The sequence below is a fragment of the Faecalicatena orotica genome, from assembly GCF_905197545.1.
Lineage (GTDB): Bacteria > Bacillota > Clostridia > Lachnospirales > Lachnospiraceae > Faecalicatena_A > Faecalicatena_A orotica.
In genome coordinates this window covers 223,488-243,426 of the sequence record NZ_CAJJZH010000004.1, presented here as the reverse complement: position 1 = coordinate 243,426, position 19,939 = coordinate 223,488, and the positions used below count along the sequence as shown (strand labels likewise).

Here is a 19,939-nt window from a genome sequence, read left to right as displayed (position 1 = left end):
ATGCTATCTCTTTCCCGCTCATTTTTCTGTTATTTTTTATATATTTCTATTAGTTATTAGGTGCATAAATATATTTCATATATTTTTTGACAGTTTTAACGGATTTTTGATATAATTTATTTTAAGAAAAGAATGATGAGGTGCAGAAATGATACAGAACACTACTTTAGAGACAGTAGCTGATATCTTTTTGAAAACAGAAAAGGTTTCCTTTTGGATTTATAATTTTGAGTGGGATTTGATCTATACCAACAGCCCATGTTCAAACGAGCTTCGAAATATTTTTTTCCTTGGAAAGAATACAGAAAAAATAGATGCTGATTCTGATACACGGGTTGCTTTTCTGGATGATGACTTTGGTTTGTCCTGGATCGTCCTGACCTATCAGGGACAGGACTATTCTAAAGGCTATTATATCCTTGGTCCTATTCTGATCACTACGATATCCGAAAATATTTTAAGAGAGCGAATGAGTATTAAAGATATGAGCGTATCTTCCCAGATCAAGTTTATCAATCTGGTATCCAATATTCCTGTCATGCCACAGATCTATTTTACACATTTGGGCAGTATGCTTTACTATTGCCTATTTCACGAAACATTTAAGCCAGAAGATATTTATGCTTCAACAATGAGTACAACTCTCCCAGAACAAAGCACTCCCATTTCCGAGATTTCTGCCAAAACGAACTATCATGGAAGCTATGCCATAGAGCAAAAAATATTGGAAAATGTTGTTTTCGGAAATATCTATTTTGAAAGCAGTAATCATATGGAAAATAACTATGCAACCGTAGGGACTATGGCGATAGGAGACCCTATTCGTCAACGAAAAAATGAAATGATCGTATATACTACATTAGTTGCTCGCGCCGCAATTCGTGGAGGACTTCCTTCTGAAACAGCCTACAATCTGTCTGATCAATATATCCAAAAGATAGAAGCCTGTCAGAATGGTAATGAGTTAATTCTAATAGGAAACAACATGTATTCCACATTTATCCATCAGGTTCATGCCCTGAAAAATCAAACCACCTACTCCTATGCCGTAACAGAAAGCCTGGCAATGCTTCACGCCAATATCCCCCTCTCTGTTGACATCTCTGAAATCGCCAAAACACTGGGCTATTCTACCTATTATTTAACCAGGCAGATCTTAAAAGAAACAGGAAAAAGCTTTAAAGAACATTTGGCCAGTGCCAAAATTGAATATGCCAAGAAACAGCTTTTGGATCCAAAGCTTTCTATCTCCTCGATCAGCGAAGTGTTAAAATACTCTACTCCAAGCTACTTTTCTGCTCAATTTAAAAAAATCGCAGGGTGTACGCCTAAAGAATACCGGCTGAGCAAGTTAAATAAAAAATAGCCTTCGGCTATTCAACTCCCCTGCCCCTCAATCTTGAGGGGTGGGATGCTGCCCATTTTTACTCTTCATCCTTTCTGCACAGATTATCCGGGTTACAATCAGGGTCTTCAGAAAAAGGGTGCTGCCACACGAAGTGTGAAACAGCACCCTTTAGGTTAATTGTAAATTGTAGAATGAAAATTTCCAAGATTAGTATTAGTACATATAAGTCAAATCTTGGTGATAAATGGTGATATTTTACGATACTCTTAAAAGTTCATTATCCCGCATAAATACTGGATTTCTCAGCCCTATTCGGGATGTTTTCAAAAATCTAGTTGCTTCCCATCTGGGCAGCCACTTCAGCAGCAAAGTCCTCCTGTTTTTTCTCAAGACCTTCTCCTGTCTCGAAACGAACAAACTTCTTAACAGTTACGTTAGCGTTGTTCTCTTTTGCTACTTTCTCTACATACTTAGCAACTGTCAGGTCGCTGTCCTGTACATATGCCTGGTCTAACAGACAAACTTCTTTCAGTTCTTTGTTCAGACGTCCGATGATCATCTTCTCGATGATGTTTTCCGGCTTCTCCGGGTTCTCTTTCTTAGCCTGAGCTAACAGAATCTCTTTTTCATGATCCATGTATTCCTGAGATACTTCTGCACGGGATACATACTTCGGATACATAGCTGCAACCTGCATTGCTACGTTCTTTAAGCATGTTCTGATTTCGTCGTTTACTACATCAGTTTCTGCTTCAACAAGGACACCAATGCGTCCGCCGCCGTGAATGTAAGAAACCACACATCCGTCTGTTACAACTTTTTCAAATCTTCTGATGTTTAAGTTTTCACCGATAACTGCAACTTTTTCTACCAATGCATCTTTTACAGTCTTAGATGTATCCTCTGCCCATGCTTCAGCCATAAATGCATCCATATCCGCTGCATCTGAGTCTGCTGCCTGATTTACCACTGCTTCTACGAAGCTCTGGAAATCTGCGTTCTTTGCAACGAAGTCTGTCTCTGAATTTACTTCTACGATTGCTGCCACTTTATCATCTTTAACGACTGTCTTAACGATACCTTCTGCTGCAATTCTTCCTGCTTTCTTCTCAGCTTTAGCCTGTCCGTTCTTTCTCAAGAATTCGATTGCTGCATCCATGTCTCCGTTAGTCTCTGTCAGAGCCTTCTTGCAGTCCATCATTCCTGCGCCTGTCATTTCTCTTAATTCTTTTACCATTCCTGCTGTAATTGCCATGATTCATTCCTCCATTATGATTATTTTGATATTTCTAATCCCTTATTACAAAAATGCTTCAACCTGTATCCACAGGCTGAAGCATCTTAAGTCCGTAATTACTCTGCTTCTACAGTCTCTTCAGCTACTGCTTCATCTGCAGCTTCTTCATAATATTCTTCGCCTGCTGCTCCCTGATTAGCCTCAATTACTGCATCAGCCATTTTGGAAACGATTAATTTAACAGCTCTGATAGCGTCATCGTTACCCGGGATTACGTAATCCAGTTCTTCTGGATCACAGTTTGTATCACAGATTCCGATCAGCGGGATTCCCAGTGTGTGAGCTTCCTGAACACAGATTCTTTCTTTCTTAGGATCAACGATGAAGATTGCATCCGGAACTCTCTTCATTTCTTTGATTCCGCCAAGGTTCTTCTCTAACTTAGCCCATTCTTTTTTCAGTTCGATTACTTCTTTTTTAGGAAGTACGTCGAATGTTCCGTCTTCGGACATTCTTTCGATATCTTTTAAACGCTGTACTCTGCTCTGGATTGTCTTGAAGTTAGTCAGCATACCACCGAGCCATCTTTCATTAACATAGAACATACCGCAGCGCTCTGCTTCTGCCTTAATTGCATCCTGTGCCTGTTTCTTTGTTCCTACGAACAGGATTGTTCCGCCGTTTGCAGCGATGTCTGCAACTGCCTGATATGCATCGTCAACCATTCCTACAGACTTCTGTAAGTCGATGATGTAGATGCCGTTTCTCTCTGTGTAGATGTAAGGAGCCATCTTAGGGTTCCATCTTCTTGTCTGATGTCCAAAATGAACACCTGCTTCTAAAAGTTGTTTCATTGAAATAACGCTCATGTTTCTTTCCTCCGTTTGGTTTTTAACTTCCGTATGCTTTTACTCTTCTTTGAGACCGGACTGTTTAATCAGCACGCTGAAACAGGCTTAGGCACCGTCAAAGATATCCGCATACGTGTTTTTTTGCAACGGTTGTAGTATATCATAGAAAATACTGGAATGCAAGGCTTTTCTGTAGTATATTGTCTGTGTTATGCTAAAGGTGTGAAATATGTCCGGGCATACTGTTTCCGGGCATATTACATATACTGCAGCTCAATAATAATACACCTTATGGAGGTAAGATATGAAATTTACATTTGCTCACAACAATTTAAATGTGTACGACCTGGAAAAGTCATTAAACTTCTACAAAGAAGCTCTTGGTCTGGAGGTTTCAAGCACGAAAGAAGCTGATGACGGCAGCTTCACCCTTGTATACCTAGGAGACGGCACGACACCGCATCTTTTGGAGCTGACATGGCTTCGCGATATGGACCGCCCGTATGAACTTGGTGACAACGAGATTCATCTGGCATTCCGTGTAACTGACTTCGACGCAGCTTTAAAGAAACATAAAGAGATGGGCTGTGTCTGTTTTGAAAATCCTGAAATGGGAATCTACTTCATTGAAGATCCCGATGGATACTGGCTGGAGATTGTTCCTGAAAAATAATGCCATATGCCAGAATCTCTATCTTTTGTCAATAAAAAAGCGGTAAAAAAAGAATCCCACATTGTCTGGGATTCTTTTTATTGCTTTATTCTTACCAGTATCTTACATATGCTGAAGCACGTACTGAGCTGACACAAATTGTTGTTCCCGGCTGCTGTGCTTCAATCATCTGGCCGCCGCCTATGTAAATCGCCACATGTCCGGGTGTCCATGCAATATCTCCCGGCTGCGGATCGCTTACCGGCATTCCACCTGCCAGCTGTGCAGAGTCCACACGTCCAATAGAGATTCCAGCCTGTGCATGGCACCACTGTGTAAGTCCTGAACAGTCAAGTCCGACATATGGTGTTGTTCCGCCCCATACATAAGGAACTCCGATCTGTGACCATGCTGCATTTACAATTGTCTGTGCAGCACTTGTATTACCCGCACTGCCTGAACCACCGCCTGAGTTTTCCGGGGTACTTGGAGCCTCTGGTGTCTGATTAGAAGTACCTCCACCATTGCTTTCTCCGCCTCCGGTGTTGTTATTATCAACAGCTGACTCATTGCCGTTATTGTTAGTGTTCGCGTTATTACTATTATTGTTGCTATTGTTATTATTGGAATTATTCTTTGCCGCAGCTTCCTGAGCAGCTTTCTCTCTTGCAGCCTGCTCCTCTGCTGCTTTTCTTGCTGCTTCCTGAATCTGTGCATCCAGATTGGCAACCTCGGCACTCTTATTCTCAATTGTAGTACTTAATTCAGTCTGCTGGGCTTCATATTCTGTCTGCATGTCCTCAAGCTTGTTCATGTCTTCTTCAAGTGTGTTCTTTAAGTCCTTTACTTCATTGACCGTCTCAACATACTCGTCCAACATCTGTCTGTCATAACTATGTACTTTCTGGGTATATTCAGCCTGGTTAAGCATCTCTGCGATACTGCCTGAGCTTAAGATTCTCTCTACGGCTGTGCCGTCACCCTCTTCATACATATATTTAATACGAAGCTTCATGTCTTCATACTGCTGTGCTTCTTTTTCTTCCGCTTCTTTCAACTGCTTCTCAGCCTTGGTGATCTCTTCACCTTTTGTAATCAACTGATTCTGCAGATCTGTCATCTTGGACATCAGTTCTGACAACTGTGACTGCAGGCTGTTTACTTCACTCTGTACAGCACTCTTCTTTGATTCCAGACTTGATGTATTTGGCGCAGCAAATACAGGCACAGCTACCATAGAACATGTCATTGCTGTTGCCACTAACATATTAAGTACTTTTTTTAATTTCATAAATTCACCCATCCTTAACTTATTTATTATCTATGTCCCCACATATATGTCCTTACTATACAATATTCTTCAGCATTTTTCAACAGGATTTATTGAAAAATAACATAATTTGGGGTTATGTAATTTTCATCTTATGTTCATACAAAATGAATTATAAAGGATAAGTGAAAAAAATGCAATATCTTTTTAACATTTGCGTAATATTTTAGACTTTAATATTACTTTCTGGCATACCCGAAACTGTTAACAAACTGTTTCAGAGCTTTTTCTTCCCTGCTATTTCCAATTCCGTGCTTTTTCACATAATTTTTCACCTCTCTGACATCATTTTTGTTAAATTCCCAGATTTCTCCAGTTCCGTTTTTACACTCCCATGTACCGGTTATTTTTTCTTTGTACACAGGGTCCTTGTACCACTTGGAATCAGCGGCCAGACCGCCATTTTTCTCATTACCTGAATCCAGGTTTTTTTCGTAATATTCCTGATTGATAAACCTTACATATTTTACTGGTTCCGGCTTTACCACTTCCCCGTCTTTTAAAATATGTACCGTACTCTGGCGGAAGGTTTCTTTCCCTTCACCACCGGGCCCCATACTGTCTTTTACACAGTAGGTGACCACCACATATCCTGATTCTTCAAATGTTACAAAATCTTCCGCATGAAAATCCAAGAGCTGTAAGTTTTCCTGAATTTTTCCGGGATACAGTTCATCATCTTCTTTATCTTTCGCCTTTACCCTTCCCGCGAAAATAGCATCCCTCAGAAGAGTTTCCTCCGTTATCGCACCAGCTTTTGCCTCTTCCAGAGTAAAATACCAGTCTTCTGTTTCAATTTCTGGGAATTCATTATATTTTACCTTTACAGTCCATTCATATTTTGTTTCATTCCCGAAACTGTCTGTGACAGCATATTTAATTTTATGGACAACCGGTGAATCCCCGGGGTCCATCTGCATAAACCATGTATCCAGCGTATAATCATCGGGCATGTTCGTCTCCCACGTGTCTGTCTGCCCTTTTTGTTTTTCCCCGCCGGATAATTTGCCGTCTGCATATTTTATCTGGAGGATCCTGATGCTTTCGGAGATATCGCCGTCTTCCCGGTCAGCAGCCTTCATATTTTCCAGAAGCATCTTTTTTGTAACTTCTGTCCCTTCGTAAAACTCTGTCACTCCGTCCGCCGAAATGACAGGTGCTTCATCCCACACTGCATAGAGGGTGATCTCCTGAAGGAATTCTTCATTTGAATAATTGCTGCCCTGCTGCTCTGCTGCCAGTCTCAGCAGATCTTCATATGAAAGGATAGATGTCTGTCTCTCAGGAAAACGCACTGTTTTTGCCGGTGCATCCGATGTAATATCCCACCCTGCAAAGGAGGACTGTTCTCTCTCATATTGCGTAAATTCCGCATTCTTCCGGACAGTGTACCCGCGGCCCGCTGTACATTCCTTCCATGTCACATAATCTGGCTTTACTTGCCCCTGCACGTTTTTATTACTGGCATAATTTATCTTAATTTTCGTCTTCCAGACCGCATATAATGTAATGTCTTTATTCACGGAAGAATTGAGTTCAGCCCCGGGCTGGTATTGTGCCGTGTCAGCACTGCTGTTTTCCGACCAGCCTCTGAATTTTACCAGATCCGAGGATGGAGTCAGAGAAGAAAGAGATCCGGTTTCATACCAGTATTTATCTGTCTCTCCCGGCATATCCTTAATGTCCGCATCAATATTCTTTTGATAATGAGCCCGGTATCTTGTACTCAATACAATATCTCCGTCAGATGCACCGGACCGGGAGTCCTGATAGTCTCCGGGGCGCAGGCAGTAACTGCCGTTAGGTGATAAACTAAACTGCCGGAAACAAGTACTGCCTTTTTTATTGTCGCAAGCATATTCCGCGGCCTTTCGGCCGTTCCTGTAATCAGCAGGTGTCAGTACTGCCGCGTGCTGTCCGCCCAGCCTCCCTGTAACAGATATGTACTTTCCTGCACACAGGTAAACATCGTTCCCTGTATCCACAGCGCCATTACCACTCATTTTCATCGCTGCGCCATTGTGATAGACTCCTTTCCCAATGCCGGCTGTATTGCCACGAATCGTTCCGCCACTGAGCTGCAATGTACTTCCTGCCTGAAGGCAGATTCCGCCTCCTGCACCTGCTGCACGGTTTCCGGTCACACTGCCTCCCGACATGTTCATGGTGCCATAGTTCTGAATTCCGGCGCCGTTCTGCGCCGTATTGGAATAAACTTCACCCCCGCTGATGTTTAAAGTGCTTCTATTTATAATGCCGGAAACAGGGTTCTCAAAGATACTCCCTCCCGTGACTGATGCCGTGCCTCCGCCTATTACTATGCCGCTTTCTGCATTGTTATGGATACGTACAGTCCCTGTAATTGTCATCTGCCGTCCCTGCGTGCTGATGCCATTCTTCTTGTTATGATAGATTTCGCCTCCGCTGATCTGAATAGTCCCCTGACCGTTTATATTTCCGACACCGGTTATGTTATCATGAATTGCACCCCCGGTCATGGTGAACGTACAGCTTCCTTCACCGACATGCACTCCACATTCCTGATTATTATAGATTTCGCCGCCGTATACGTTGATCGCTTTCTGTGAACGCATCCCGTCATACTTGTTGCCGTATATTTTCCCACCATAGATATTGACCGTACCGAATGTAGCTATACCGTGTGAACCGTTATTATAAATCCATGCGCCATCGTAAACATTTGTCGTGCCTAATTCATTCCATACTCCATTTCCCCGCGAATTTGTGAGTCTGGCACCGCTCTTTAGGTAAATAACTGCATTATGACTGCTGAGAACGCCCGAACTCCCCATTTTGTTCGCGTCAAACGTGATCGTGTACCCGTCTTTCCCGCTAATTGTCCACGTAGGGTTCCCTGTTCCCTGAGGAGTACAGATAATCCCAGCAGGTTCCAGTTTTGATTCATTGAAAGTCACCTTCACATTCTGCCCCTCAGGATATATGGAAAATGACTTGGTTGTCACAATATGCGTGGCCTCACAATTACGCAGGACATAAAGAGTTCCTCCATTCGGAAGGGCATTAAATGCACTGTTGAATGTTGTATAATAAGTACTCCCTATTCTGGCAACTGCATTAGCAGGACTTCCTGCCCGTACCGCCCCCATTATACCCGATGGTGCAGCTCTCATAAACGGTGTTTTATCCTGCTCTTTTGATTCCTCTTTCTCATCTGGTTTCCGCGCCTCTGCGTACATGCTGTACAAAAGAACTTTCACTTCCGCTTCAGTCTGCCCGGTGCTGTCCTCTTCCCTCTCTTCCATACATTCAAGCAGCCGGATCAGCTCAGTAATGTTACAGTCAGTCTTTGTTTTTAGGTATGCCGCATAGCCTTCAAAATCATTAATTTCTCCTCCATATGCTTCGATATCACTGTCATTCGCCATTATAGTTTCCCGAAATATGGCATATGCTGATTGTTCCCGGGATTTTTGCACGTCCACGTTTTCTGCTTCCGGACCTACATTAGTTTCATACTCCTCCGCGGGGCTGCTTTCTGTCCCTGCATCATTCTGATTATCCGCACCGGACTTAATCTGGTCATTTTCCACACATTCTTCCATATCAGCATCCGGATGTTTTGCAGTTTCATCCAGCCTGTTGATCAGCTCCCCGTAAAATTCCAATTCTTTCTCAATCTTTTCTTTTATGCTGTCCTCATCCTTTGCAGAGTTCCCGCCTTCAGCCTGTATACAATCCTGAACTGTTGCCGACACCAGCGCATACCTGTATAGCAGCATCAGCCCGTACAGTTCATCTTCTGAGAGCCTCTCCATAAAGGTATCCCTTTTACCGGTATCTGCATTGGCTAATATAGAAACAACATCCTCTTCCCTGAATAGCTGATACACGGCCTCATGATAATCATAATCCGGATCCTGAAAAATCTCTTCTGCAGGAGTCATCTGTGCCTCACTGATTATCGGAAAGCAGAGACCAGAGATCAGGAGCACAATAATTAACATAATGATTACTTTCACCCTTTTATTCATATCACTTCCTCCGTCTGGTAAACAGCCTGCAGTACGATTTCTTCCGTGACACATATGTCACTGATGTTTTCCCTGTTATACAGTATCCCTGTATGGTCCTCAGGTTTCACTATCCGCCACCCGCGAAATCTCCGGCCCTCCTTATCCATGTTAATGTTGGGAAGGGCTTCCGCCGTCAGATTGTCACCACTGTGGATACTGATCTGCTTAAGCACATAGTCCTTCTCTTCTTCACCTTTATGCTCCGCGTATCCTGCCTGAAATGACACATGGTAAAAGATATCTTCCTTTTCCACAAGGTCTTCCAGAATTACGGTCTTCCGGCAGGATATCTTTCCATGTCCTATCACCTGCTTGTAGGTTTCCTCTGCCCGGACATCCAGAAGTCCCTTTTCCACATCAATATCCAGAATTTCTATTGTATAGTCTGAGTTGCTTGTTGTTTTCAGCAGAAAGCCCTGAATGAAATCTGCTGCCAGTTCATCGCTTCCGTCCTCTTTTTCAATATGGTACACCGGATTGACTGTCAGAATCTTCATCGACTGCTCCATCGCCGCTCCCAGACTGTTGTCAAGTTCATTTTTCCGTGTTGTCCTGTCTTCTGCCGTTTGAATGGCAACTCCTGAAAATATCAGGATGATTACCAAGAAAAAGCCTATGACGGCATTCTTCATAAATCTGATTCCTCCCTGTTATTATCTGGCATAGCCTACTATCTCATGTTTTAAAAATAAATCTAGCATAGGAATGGTATAATCATATGTAAGCGTTACTTTCGCATATTTCCCGCCGCCGGCAGTCACAAGCGGTTCGACCTCCAGACCCGCATAACCGTTTTCTTCTGCTTTTTCCTTACAGCCGCGTATCACAATTTCCGAAAAATCACCAGCCTCCACTTCCGCGATCACAGCTGAGTGATAATTCTGTGCCCTCTGCGTATTCAAAGATGCCGTGATATACGCTGTGCTGAGTACTGCCATAAAAGCAATCATGATCATTCCGATCATTGTTTCAACCGCACCTTTCATCTTCTCTCCTTTCAGTCTGCAATAAAGCGGTACTCTTTTTCCTTTGCCTTCTCACTGGTGAGGTAGATTTCTAATGCCCTGTATGTCATTCTGTATTCGCCCTGTAGTCCGGGTGTAAAATGCTCCGGCTCCGTCACTGCCGTAATATCCTGCTCTCCGGGTGCAATGATTCTCACGATAGAAAGTTCCACATTTTCCCCGTCTTCATTTTTGGCCGTGATCTCAAACAAGTCACGGTCAAGCAGGTTATACTCCGTTCCCCTTCTCAGCTTCTTCACTCTGACGGACAATTCCGGGAGTGCTCTTGAGGCGATCGCGTTTGCAGCTGCAAAGGCATCTTTGTTCCCTATCGTCTCTGCAGGGCCTGTGCTTGCGAGCATTCCAAGGAATCCGTCTTCTCCCTTCCCGAATAAAAACAGCACCATCCCCGATAAAACCAGCGCGAGAATGATCACTTTTCCATATTCACCAATCACCGCCTTCAAGTTATGCACCTCCCTTTCATCCCGGCACTTCTCAGCTGCACAGGGTTCCGATCCCTTCTGCAAAGATGACTGCAAGGCGGCTTAAGCCCCCGTCCGGGTCCAGCAGGCCGGACATCACCCCTAGAAACAAAAGCCCCATAAAGCATGCCATCATAATCCCGCCATATTCTTCTATAAACTCTTTCATATCCTAAACTCCCATCACATATCATAAAACAGTTTTTCTGCCTTCTATATACTTGTTTCACAAAGCATCCTTAATATCTCCCACAGGCCTGACATAACTGCATACCCTATGAGCGAAACTGCAATAATGCCCCCGTATTCCTCCAGAAACTCTTTCATATGTCCTCCTTTCATGCCACACTATTCACTGCGGACAAAATATAAACTACGACAAGTGCCAGATCGGCCAGCATTTTTACCACTCCCGTGATCATCGGGAGCAGAATTAAAAAACTGATGCCTGCGATCTCATCCTCGGCCCTGATTCTTTCCGCCTTGTCCGTCATGGCCGCATTGCGCTCTACCAGCGGGGCGATCTGCCTGCTGATATCTGCGGCGCCAAATTCCGCCATTGAGTATAGAACCTTCATTGCAGATGTAATATCAGGAAGGCTGACCGGTTTCATAAAGCCCAGATAAGGCTGTACCGAATCCGGCTCCCTCTCAATCTTCTGGAGCAGTGTCCCTAATTCCTCCTTAAGAAGTTCCGGGGCATTTGCGATGGATTTCGCCAGTGAGACATGTACATTGTCCGTCTGGAGCTGGAGGGACATGCTCATCAGCCACTCAGGAAATGCTTTTTCCACTGCCCTTGTCACATGTTTCAGAGACACCCTGTACCTTCGCCCCGGCTGTGTCGCTATGAGAACCGCAAAACCTGTCAGAAGCCCGGCCGGCAGCATCTTTCCATTCAGCCCCAGGTACACGATGAACGGCAGGACCAGTCCCGCCTGGAAATATCCTTTTTGTCTTTCCCTGACCAGATTTCTGTGCATCACATAATCGTACTGTCTTTTCACTTCTTCATATTCCATGCCTTCCTCACCCAGAATAAGGCTCTTTGACAATTTCCTCTGGGCAATATACCAGATCAGCATGTTCAGAAGTATTGTCAGTGTAGTCACTGCCTGTGAAATAACCTGATCTGTAACCGCAAACTCCTTCGGAAGCATGAAGACAGTCATACCGCATATGAAAAAAGACAGCCCGATCCCGATTGTGATCTTTACTTTAACACTCTTCTTTTCCCGCTGCAGTTCGTATACCCGGTCAATCCACAGCTTCCTGTCATTCAGGAGAATATCGGCCGAAGCATCGAAGTCACCTCCCACTTCTTCTGCATTGATCAGGAAGTCATGGATTTTATAAAGCCTTGAACATCCATATTCCTTCTCTATAAATGAAAAAGCTTCCCGGTAAAGATTCTCTTTCGCATCTGCATTCTGGATATAACGTATCGCATCAGATATGGCATCATACAGCCTGCTTTCTCCTTTCTGGAACAATGCAAGTGTATCCTCCAGTGAAGTCAGGATTTTAGCCCGCCGCTTAAAGGAATACAGGATCTGCTCCATGTAAGCTGTAACGTCTTCAAACCGCTTCTGCTCATAGGCATTCCGGTATGTCATAATAAAAATCCCGGGGATAAAACAGACTGAGGCGACGCTGATGATCAGTACACACGGCACCTTAAGTCTGAAGATCCAGGTAAATGCAGCAATACATCCGAAAAGCCCCAGAAGATACTCTGCGTACTTCCGTACAGAAAAACGGTATCCTAACCGGTGCACCTCCTGTCTTGCATATCCGGGATTCCAGTACTTAACACGCCCTTTTTTTCTACTCTTTTTCATTCTCTCTGCCTCCAACAGATTCTTTCTTATGTACTCCGGACATTTTTTTGTTCAAATGGGTCATTTATATTCTCCAGCCTGAACTTTTTTCTAAGATTAACCGGTATTTCTTTCGAAACAAACCTGCCGCCTTCCACAATCAGCTGCGCAATATTTTCTTCTCCCACGCGGTCGAACAGGCATATCTGATCAATGTATCTTACCACTTCCTTATTTTCACTCACCTTCTTTCTGAGCAGAATCCCGACGTTTAAAAAGCTGTAAATATCATTCTCAAGTCTGGATGCGGCATAACTGTCCTGCATCATATTCTGGATCCTGTCCGGTATCTTTCTCGTATCATCTGTGTGCAGTGTGGTCAGCCCGTGGAGTCCCGTAGAGAAACATTCCAACAGGTACTTCACCTCAGCCGACCTTGCCTCTGAGAGCAGAACCCACTGCGGGTTCTGCCTCAAAGCCGTCTTGATTGCCTTTGTATAGGGGAACAGTTCACTGTCAACCTTCAATTCCACACAATTTGCCCCGGGATTGATCTCCCGGTAGTGTATCTCCAGGTTATCCTCGATGGTCATCACCTTTTCTTCTTTCGGTATATACTGTGTCAGGAACTTCAGCAGTTCCGTCTTTCCCGCACCCGGGCGGCCGCAGAAAACCATATTCATTCTGGCCTTCATGCAGAGGACCAGAAACGCCAGAACCTCTGCGGAACAGTACTGTTCCCTCAGCATCTTCTCTTTTGTCAGCCGCATGACCGCCGGTGTCTTGCGGATCGATACCGCATACCCTGTATTGGTGGCACTTGGATGTATAATGGATATCCGTAAGATATCGGTCTCCGCCTCCAGCACATTGTTAAACTTGTTTATCTGCTCACTCACTACATTGGAAACCCGGATGCTGAGCTGGCTGACGAATTCTTCTGTCAGATGCACGGGCACTTTATAAATACCGTGTTTTAAATGCTCTACCCATACATCCTTCCCATTATAGTTAATATCCGTAATCTCTTCGTCCCGCACATATTCAAGAAGCGGTCCGAAGCTCTCATCCTTTAAATTCCATGCTTCCTTTGAAACCCTCATCCAGCGCTCCCCCGTCTATCATCCGACAACGGATGCTGTTGTGCCGAGTGCCGTTGTCAATTTCCCCACTGCCTCAATAATGCCCGCCTTAATGCTGTTGCCAAGCGGTGTTGCTGCCACTACAATAATCATAATTACGATTGCCGCTACTACAATAACTCCATATTCTTCCATAAATGTTTTCATATACATTCCTCCTGTTCATTTAACCGAACCGGATATTCAAAATCCGCTTCGCTGTCTGTTTATAAACTCACCTTTACATTTTTCAATTACAGGTCCTGTGAACGGACAAACTTTAACAGATCAATACGCACCACCGCCTTTCCAAAATATCTATCTGCAGGTATAGAGAAAAAACGCCGTCTGCTAAAAATGCATCGGCACATATGCCTGCCAAAGCATCGTTTTCCCTTTACTTACGGGCTTAACCAATGCTTCTTACCAAATAAAGTACGAGTATCTCCGGAGACGATCCGAAAAGAATTATTACCGAATGATATATCTTTACAGATATAAGAAAACAAACGATATCAATTAAAACAAAATGTAAAATATGAGAGAAACTCTCAAAGCCGAAACAGTGACAATCAATACACTGTTTTGAAAATAGTAATTCAAGAACTTTAGATTTATTTTATACACTGTATAATATCATATATTGTATAGTATGTCAAGTACAAAAACTTATATAAATTTTATGCTATAAAATATTTTCTCTGACTGCTTTTCACTGCACTGGTCATATTCTTTATATCTCATAATATATCTGAATAGCCGTATAACCCGCCTTTTATTCACTAGCATGCTATGCAAATCTTATTAAAAAGCCCAAAAACACTGTAATATTAAAATACTAAACATGGAAAATTAAAGATTCCAAGATCCCAAAAGAAATAAAAGATAAATCCCTGATACAGACTTTTGTTCTGTCTGTGTTAATAGATTACTCCCAGATCCTTCAAAAGTCAAGCAAATTTTTCTGCACTTTTTGCAAACCTTTTGACCGGAAAATCTGATTGTAAAAACAGACACAGGACTTCGTAAAAAGTCCTGTGTCTGCCTCAAAACATACCCTAAAACATATTCGTAACATCCGGCTCCTGCTTAGGCACTGCCACATCCGGCTTTTCATCGATGCGCTGAATCAATACAAACATCACCGAACCTACAAATGCACAGACTACTGTTGTGATTCCCATCCTCATGGCCCTGCCTGTAAGCCAGGTAAACACCCCTGTATTCGTCAGAACCAGAGAGACCATATTCACTAAGATATGCAGAACAACAGGGGCCTTGAAGGACCCAAATTTCTCGTATACATAGCAGAGCAGCATCCCCAGTGCAAAAGTATATAAAAACTGTACTATATTCCCGTGTATAATACTGAATAAGAGTGTCGAATACAATGCGGCTTTCAAAAATCCGCCCTGTTCCCTGTACCGCTTATAAAGCACACCGCGGAACATCATCTCTTCCGCTATCGGCATGATAATTCCCAAACAGATAATCTGGACCGGAATACCTGCCGAGTAAAAAGTCTCCGACGTTTTCTGATACTCGGTACTGAAAAACGCCAGATTGGTCATGAAGCTTAAGCAGTTCAGACCGATGCACACTGCAACGCCTATCCCGATGATCTCTGCATATTTTAAGATACCGGCTTTTTTATTTAACGGGATCTGAAGTGTGCGCTCCATTTTCCGGTCCGCATGGAACAAAAACCATGTCAGCGGTATCGTACACAGAGCCCCGAATGCCAGGATCTCAACCTGATATCTTACGACAATCTCCATTAACTTTTCGGTACTTTGCATGGTCAGCTCCATAAACTCATCCTGCGTGGATGCGCCTGCTGCCAGCGTATTTCTCATGATCTCACCAAAATGCGGGGCCATCACGAAAAGCTCTGCGATGATCCTTCCTGCAAATTCAATCAGCCAATACAAAAGAATGGGGCCGGTCAGTCTCCAAAACTGCTTTGCCCCCGGATTCTTATTCATTCGTCTGTTTCCCTCACTTTCTTCTGTATCCACACCCTCACATCGCTTTCTTTCCCTTTTAAGGACCCCTGCACCATCTCCGGCTTTCCGCCGCCCCGTCCTGAGAATGCCTCATTCAGGCCTTTTGCCAGCGGGCGGACATCCAGATTCCTGCTGCCAATCACATAACGGTACTCCTCATCCCCTGTTTCCACAAAAACAGCACAGCCTTCTTTTCCTTCGGCCAGAACCAGGTTCATAAGGATTCTCGGCCCTTCACCCTCAAGGCCCTGTTCGAAAAAGCATACAAATGCTTCGTCCTTTGGGATTTCCTTTGCCCTGTACATAAGCAGCTGCTTCTGGCTGTCCGAAAGCTTCTGCTTCATCCGGCCGTTCTCCTCTTTCATGTGTTCCACAGCCTGCGCCACCTGATTCTCCTTCGCGCTCAGACTGGCAGAAATACTTCTCACCTGCTCCTCCTTCTGCCGGTAATCCAGAAGGGCGCGGAATCCGCAGAGCATGGTCACCCTGACGCCGCCTTTATAGCGCTGCACATTTGTCAGCTTAATGACACCGATCTCCCCGGTCCTCTTCACATGCGGCGCACAGCATGCACACACATCATATCCCGGAATCGTTACAATCCTGACCTGTCCCTCTATCTCGATCTTACTGCGGTATTCCAGATCTTTCAGTTCTTCTTTTGAAGGATAGCTGACGAGGACATCCAGATTTTTCACTGCCGCTTCATTGGCTGCCCACTCGATTTCCCGGAGTTCTTCTTTTGTAATATCTCCGTTAAAGTCCATCGTACAGTCCTCACTGCCCAGATGGAATCCCACATTATTATATCCAAATCTTTCATGGACAAGTCCCGAAACTATATGCTCGCCAGTATGCTGCTGCATTTTCATGAAACGCATATCCCAGTCAATTACTCCTGTTACATCCGTGTTCTCCTCAACAGGCGCTTCTGTCAGGTGATAAAGGATACCGTCCCTTTCATGGACATCCCTGACCCTGACCCCTGAAAGTGTGCCCGTATCCGCATACTGCCCGCCGCCCTCGGGAAAAAAGGCAGTCCTGTCAAGGACCACCTCATACTCTTCCCCTTTCGGCTGACACTTTAAGACCCGGGCCGTAAACTCCGTCATATGACTGTCCTGATAAAATAACTTTTCTGTCATAATCTTTCTCTACATCCTTTCCGGTGCCTCAAATCCGAGCAGGCCGATACATGTTTCCAGAATTTCTTTTACAAGTTTTAGGAGTGCAATATATCCTGCTTTCCGTTCCTCGTTCTCCTCTGTCAGAATCTTTGTTTCATGGTAAAACTTATTAAATGCATTGGCCAGATCATAGATGTATGCGCAGAGCCTGTGAGGTGCCGTCTCTTCGTATACTGCCTCTATCACATCGTTGAACTTTGCGGCCTCCAGCATAAGTGCCTTTTCGCAGTCACTGGACGCATTTTTAACAGAAAGCTGTGTAAGCTCTCCGCCGTTCTCCCGGTATTTATTTAAAATAGACTTGATACGCACGATCGTGTATAAAATATAAGGCCCTGTATTTCCTTCGAAGGACGTAAAACGGTCGACGTCAAACACATAATCTTTCGCCGCCTGATTGGACAGGTCACCATACTTGATGGCTGCCAGTCCCACGATCTTGGCCGTGTTCCTTGCTTCTTCCTCTGTGACAGTCCGGTTGTCCATGATCTTCTTGTACATCTCATCATTGATTTCCCGGATCAGGTTCTCCAGACGCATCACACCGCCTTCCCTCGTCTTGAAAGGCTTGCCGTCTTTCCCGTTCATCGTACCGAAACCTAGGAACTTAAGTGCCGTCTCCTCACGCACAATACCCGTCTTCTTTGCACAGCGGAAAACCTGTACAAAATGAAGTTCCTGACGCTTGTCCACAATATAGATCACTTCGTCCGGACGGTACAGCTTTTCTCTCTCTACCAGCGTTGCAAGGTCCGTTGTATCATACAGCGCGGCCCCGTCAGACTTTAAGATCATACACGGCGGAACTTCCTTCTTATCATCTTCTTCCTGTACATCTACCACAAGTGCACCGTCATCATAGTGGGCATACCCTTCACTTTTCAGTCTTTCCACCATATCAGGGATATATTTCTGTGCATCCGCCTCGCCTTTCCAGAGGTCGAAGTCAACATTCAGATTCTTATAATTCTTCTTCAGGTCAGTCACCGAAACATTCATGATATGATTCCAGATCGCGCGGTATCCTGCGTGCCCGTTCTGGAGCAGGAACGTTGCCTTAAGTGCTTCATCCCTGTAATCATCATGTTCCTTTGCATATGCACTGGCCGTCGGATATATCTCTTCCAGTTCGCCGATCGTAAACGGCGCTTTCTCTGGATATTCACCCTCAAAGGACTCATCAAAGTAAGGAAGCTCCGGTTTTCTTTTTCTCAGTTCTGTAATAATTAACCCCATCTGGTATCCCCAGTCGCCCAGATGGATATCTCCGATTACTTCGTTCCCTTTAAATCTGGCAATACGCTTCACGCTCTCTCCGATAATTGCTGAACGGAGATGCCCGACATGCAGAGGTTTGGCCACATTCGGCCCACCGTAATCAACCATGATTGTCTTTGGATTCTTTTCCTTCTCCACACCTAAGTCAGAGTCCGACGCCATCGCGTTCAGATACTGCGCCACAAAAGAAGGATCTGCCTTCAGATTGATAAATCCGGGATTGACAGCCTCTGCCATTTCAAAACAGGCACAGTCCTTCAACCCGGCCACCACATCATTCGCAATCATGATCGGCGCCTTTTTATAAGTCTTTGCAGCTGCCATTGCACCATTACACTGATATTCACACAAATCCGGTCTGTTGGACAACGTCACCTTTGCAAAAGCCTCATCATATCCGGCTGCCTGAAAGGCTTTTTTCATTTCTATGGTAATAAGTTCCAGTAATGTATTCACTTTTATTTCACGCTCCGTTCTATTTTTCTTCCATTCGGATATTTTATCATGTATAATCAGGAAGTACAAGTATTAATCATAGAAGATTGCCCGTGTTTTCGGGCCCGGAGTTTAAGCATATTTTAAGAAGGATGGTAACAATAATGAAAATAGGATCACATGTAGGGATGAGCGGTAAAGAAATGCTGCTCGGTTCCGCGAAAGAAGCTGTTTCTTATGGAGCAGATACATTTATGTTTTATACAGGGGCGCCCCAGAATACGCGCCGTAAGGATATCAGTGAATTGAATATCGGTCCGGCATGGGAATATATGGGTGAACATGGCATCGATGAAATTATCGTCCATGCCCCATACATCATCAATCTCGGCAATGCCGTAAAGCCCGAGACTTTTGAGCTCGCCGTTGAATTTCTCGATAAAGAGATTAAACGTACCGTTGCCTGCAGAAGCCACATCCTGATCCTCCACCCCGGCGCACACGTCGGTGAGGGAACAGATACCGGCACTGCACAGATCATCAAAGGACTGAATGAAGTCCTGACGAAGGATACGGACTGTTTCATCGCGCTTGAGACAATGGCCGGAAAGGGTTCCGAGGTTGGGCGCTCATTTGAAGAACTGGCACGCATCTACGACGGGGTCACATATAACGAAAAACTCCGGGTATGTTTTGATACCTGCCACACAAGTGACAGCGGGTATGACATCGTCCACCATTTCGATGACGTCGTTCAGGAATTCGACCAGATCATCGGAAAGGACCAGATCGCAGTTTTTCATATTAATGACAGTAAAAATGTTCCCGGGGCCGCGAAAGACCGTCATGCAAACATTGGTTTCGGCGAAATCGGCTTTGATGCAATCAACACCATTGTACACCATAAAGACTTTGAAAACGTGCCCAAGATTCTGGAAACACCCTATATTCCGTCCCCGACAAAGGAGAAGAAGTCTTATGCCCCTTATAAGTATGAGATTGAAATGCTGCGAAAAGGTGTATTTGATCCGGACTTATTAAACAAGATTATCGCAGATCATGAAAAGTCTGCTGACTGAGGCTTGACATCTGCACACCCTCATTGTATGATTGTATTATATAGTTAGTAC

Annotated in this window: 17 protein-coding genes; 3 read left to right on the top strand and 14 right to left on the bottom strand. The window is 44.3% G+C overall.

Annotation, left to right across the window (positions count from 1 at the left end):
• The first annotated feature begins 148 nt into the window (after nucleotides 1-148).
• Nucleotides 149-1,366, top strand: coding sequence for a helix-turn-helix domain-containing protein (locus tag ABIN22_RS10630; protein WP_346908472.1), 1,218 nt, complete (start codon nucleotides 149-151; stop codon nucleotides 1,364-1,366).
• Between the two features lie 313 nt (nucleotides 1,367-1,679).
• On the opposite strand, the gene tsf is transcribed toward ABIN22_RS10630, so the two are convergent.
• Both tsf and rpsB read right to left on the bottom strand, forming a co-directional pair.
• Nucleotides 1,680-2,603 (bottom strand): translation elongation factor Ts, encoded by a 924-nt coding sequence (gene tsf / locus ABIN22_RS10625; protein WP_346908470.1) that lies wholly within the window; start codon nucleotides 2,601-2,603, stop codon nucleotides 1,680-1,682.
• Between the two features lie 98 nt (nucleotides 2,604-2,701).
• Entirely contained in the window at nucleotides 2,702-3,454 is a 753-nt protein-coding gene (gene rpsB, locus ABIN22_RS10620; protein ID WP_109731427.1) for a 30S ribosomal protein S2, read from the bottom strand.
• Nucleotides 3,455-3,740: 286 nt separating this feature from the next.
• Here rpsB and ABIN22_RS10615 point away from each other — a divergent pair, with 286 nt between their 5' ends.
• The gene (locus ABIN22_RS10615; protein ID WP_109731426.1) at nucleotides 3,741-4,109 is read left to right on the top strand and encodes a VOC family protein; all 369 of its coding nucleotides are present in this window, start codon (nucleotides 3,741-3,743) and stop codon (nucleotides 4,107-4,109) included.
• Between the two features lie 91 nt (nucleotides 4,110-4,200).
• Here the strand turns inward: ABIN22_RS10615 and ABIN22_RS10610 are convergent, their stop codons facing one another.
• The 12 genes from ABIN22_RS10610 to argS all read right to left on the bottom strand — a co-directional run bounded on the left by ABIN22_RS10610 (nucleotide 4,201) and on the right by argS (nucleotide 18,830).
• Nucleotides 4,201-5,379: a C40 family peptidase gene (locus ABIN22_RS10610; RefSeq protein WP_242996059.1), complete on the bottom strand. Its 1,179-nt coding sequence runs from the start codon at nucleotides 5,377-5,379 to the stop codon at nucleotides 4,201-4,203.
• A 218-nt stretch (nucleotides 5,380-5,597) separates the two neighbouring features.
• Nucleotides 5,598-9,431, bottom strand: a complete 3,834-nt coding sequence (locus tag ABIN22_RS10605; RefSeq protein ID WP_346908467.1) for a right-handed parallel beta-helix repeat-containing protein — start codon at nucleotides 9,429-9,431, stop codon at nucleotides 5,598-5,600.
• Nucleotides 9,428-10,105 carry a hypothetical protein gene (locus tag ABIN22_RS10600; protein WP_118618234.1) on the bottom strand — a complete coding sequence of 226 codons (678 nt, stop codon included), beginning with the start codon at nucleotides 10,103-10,105 and terminating at the stop codon, nucleotides 9,428-9,430. Before ABIN22_RS10600 ends, ABIN22_RS10605 begins: the two co-directional genes overlap by 4 nt.
• A gap of 21 nt (nucleotides 10,106-10,126) precedes the next feature.
• Nucleotides 10,127-10,459, bottom strand: coding sequence for a hypothetical protein (locus tag ABIN22_RS10595; RefSeq protein WP_109731423.1), 333 nt, complete (start codon nucleotides 10,457-10,459; stop codon nucleotides 10,127-10,129).
• An 11-nt stretch (nucleotides 10,460-10,470) separates the two neighbouring features.
• Entirely contained in the window at nucleotides 10,471-10,944 is a 474-nt protein-coding gene (locus tag ABIN22_RS10590; protein ID WP_346908464.1) for a hypothetical protein, read from the bottom strand.
• Between the two features lie 31 nt (nucleotides 10,945-10,975).
• Nucleotides 10,976-11,131: a hypothetical protein gene (locus tag ABIN22_RS10585; protein ID WP_181368682.1), complete on the bottom strand. Its 156-nt coding sequence runs from the start codon at nucleotides 11,129-11,131 to the stop codon at nucleotides 10,976-10,978.
• A 169-nt stretch (nucleotides 11,132-11,300) separates the two neighbouring features.
• The gene (locus ABIN22_RS10580) at nucleotides 11,301-12,803 is read right to left on the bottom strand and encodes a hypothetical protein (RefSeq protein WP_346908462.1); all 1,503 of its coding nucleotides are present in this window, start codon (nucleotides 12,801-12,803) and stop codon (nucleotides 11,301-11,303) included.
• Between the two features lie 26 nt (nucleotides 12,804-12,829).
• A complete protein-coding gene (locus ABIN22_RS10575; protein ID WP_346908460.1) occupies nucleotides 12,830-13,885 on the bottom strand; it encodes an ATPase, T2SS/T4P/T4SS family in 1,056 nt (351 codons plus the stop codon).
• An 18-nt stretch (nucleotides 13,886-13,903) separates the two neighbouring features.
• Entirely contained in the window at nucleotides 13,904-14,071 is a 168-nt protein-coding gene (locus ABIN22_RS10570) for a hypothetical protein (RefSeq protein ID WP_181368681.1), read from the bottom strand.
• A gap of 890 nt (nucleotides 14,072-14,961) precedes the next feature.
• On the bottom strand, nucleotides 14,962-15,888 hold the full coding sequence (locus ABIN22_RS10565) for a CPBP family intramembrane glutamic endopeptidase (protein ID WP_109731419.1): 927 nt from the start codon (nucleotides 15,886-15,888) through the stop codon (nucleotides 14,962-14,964).
• Nucleotides 15,885-17,054, bottom strand: a complete 1,170-nt coding sequence (locus ABIN22_RS10560; protein WP_118618226.1) for an alanyl-tRNA editing protein — start codon at nucleotides 17,052-17,054, stop codon at nucleotides 15,885-15,887. The genes ABIN22_RS10565 and ABIN22_RS10560 overlap by 4 nt, the downstream gene beginning before the upstream one ends.
• 9 nt (nucleotides 17,055-17,063) lie before the next feature.
• Nucleotides 17,064-18,830: an arginine--tRNA ligase gene (argS, locus tag ABIN22_RS10555; protein ID WP_346908457.1), complete on the bottom strand. Its 1,767-nt coding sequence runs from the start codon at nucleotides 18,828-18,830 to the stop codon at nucleotides 17,064-17,066.
• A gap of 143 nt (nucleotides 18,831-18,973) precedes the next feature.
• On the opposite strand from argS, the gene ABIN22_RS10550 reads away from it, so the two are divergent.
• Nucleotides 18,974-19,888 (top strand): deoxyribonuclease IV, encoded by a 915-nt coding sequence (locus ABIN22_RS10550; RefSeq protein WP_109731415.1) that lies wholly within the window; start codon nucleotides 18,974-18,976, stop codon nucleotides 19,886-19,888.
• Nucleotides 19,889-19,939: the final 51 nt, after the last annotated feature.

Coding starts and splice junctions, on each gene's coding strand:
- ABIN22_RS10630 (WP_346908472.1), top strand. CDS start 149: ATGATACAGAACACTACTTTAGAGACAGTAGCTGATATCTTTTTGAAA.
- tsf (WP_346908470.1), bottom strand. CDS start 2,603: ATGGCAATTACAGCAGGAATGGTAAAAGAATTAAGAGAAATGACAGGC.
- rpsB (WP_109731427.1), bottom strand. CDS start 3,454: ATGAGCGTTATTTCAATGAAACAACTTTTAGAAGCAGGTGTTCATTTT.
- ABIN22_RS10615 (WP_109731426.1), top strand. CDS start 3,741: ATGAAATTTACATTTGCTCACAACAATTTAAATGTGTACGACCTGGAA.
- ABIN22_RS10610 (WP_242996059.1), bottom strand. CDS start 5,379: ATGAAATTAAAAAAAGTACTTAATATGTTAGTGGCAACAGCAATGACA.
- ABIN22_RS10605 (WP_346908467.1), bottom strand. CDS start 9,431: ATGAATAAAAGGGTGAAAGTAATCATTATGTTAATTATTGTGCTCCTG.
- ABIN22_RS10600 (WP_118618234.1), bottom strand. CDS start 10,105: ATGAAGAATGCCGTCATAGGCTTTTTCTTGGTAATCATCCTGATATTT.
- ABIN22_RS10595 (WP_109731423.1), bottom strand. CDS start 10,459: ATGAAAGGTGCGGTTGAAACAATGATCGGAATGATCATGATTGCTTTT.
- ABIN22_RS10585 (WP_181368682.1), bottom strand. CDS start 11,131: ATGAAAGAGTTTATAGAAGAATATGGCGGGATTATGATGGCATGCTTT.
- ABIN22_RS10580 (WP_346908462.1), bottom strand. CDS start 12,803: ATGAAAAAGAGTAGAAAAAAAGGGCGTGTTAAGTACTGGAATCCCGGA.
- ABIN22_RS10575 (WP_346908460.1), bottom strand. CDS start 13,885: ATGAGGGTTTCAAAGGAAGCATGGAATTTAAAGGATGAGAGCTTCGGA.
- ABIN22_RS10570 (WP_181368681.1), bottom strand. CDS start 14,071: ATGAAAACATTTATGGAAGAATATGGAGTTATTGTAGTAGCGGCAATC.
- ABIN22_RS10565 (WP_109731419.1), bottom strand. CDS start 15,888: ATGAATAAGAATCCGGGGGCAAAGCAGTTTTGGAGACTGACCGGCCCC.
- ABIN22_RS10560 (WP_118618226.1), bottom strand. CDS start 17,054: ATGACAGAAAAGTTATTTTATCAGGACAGTCATATGACGGAGTTTACG.
- ABIN22_RS10550 (WP_109731415.1), top strand. CDS start 18,974: ATGAAAATAGGATCACATGTAGGGATGAGCGGTAAAGAAATGCTGCTC.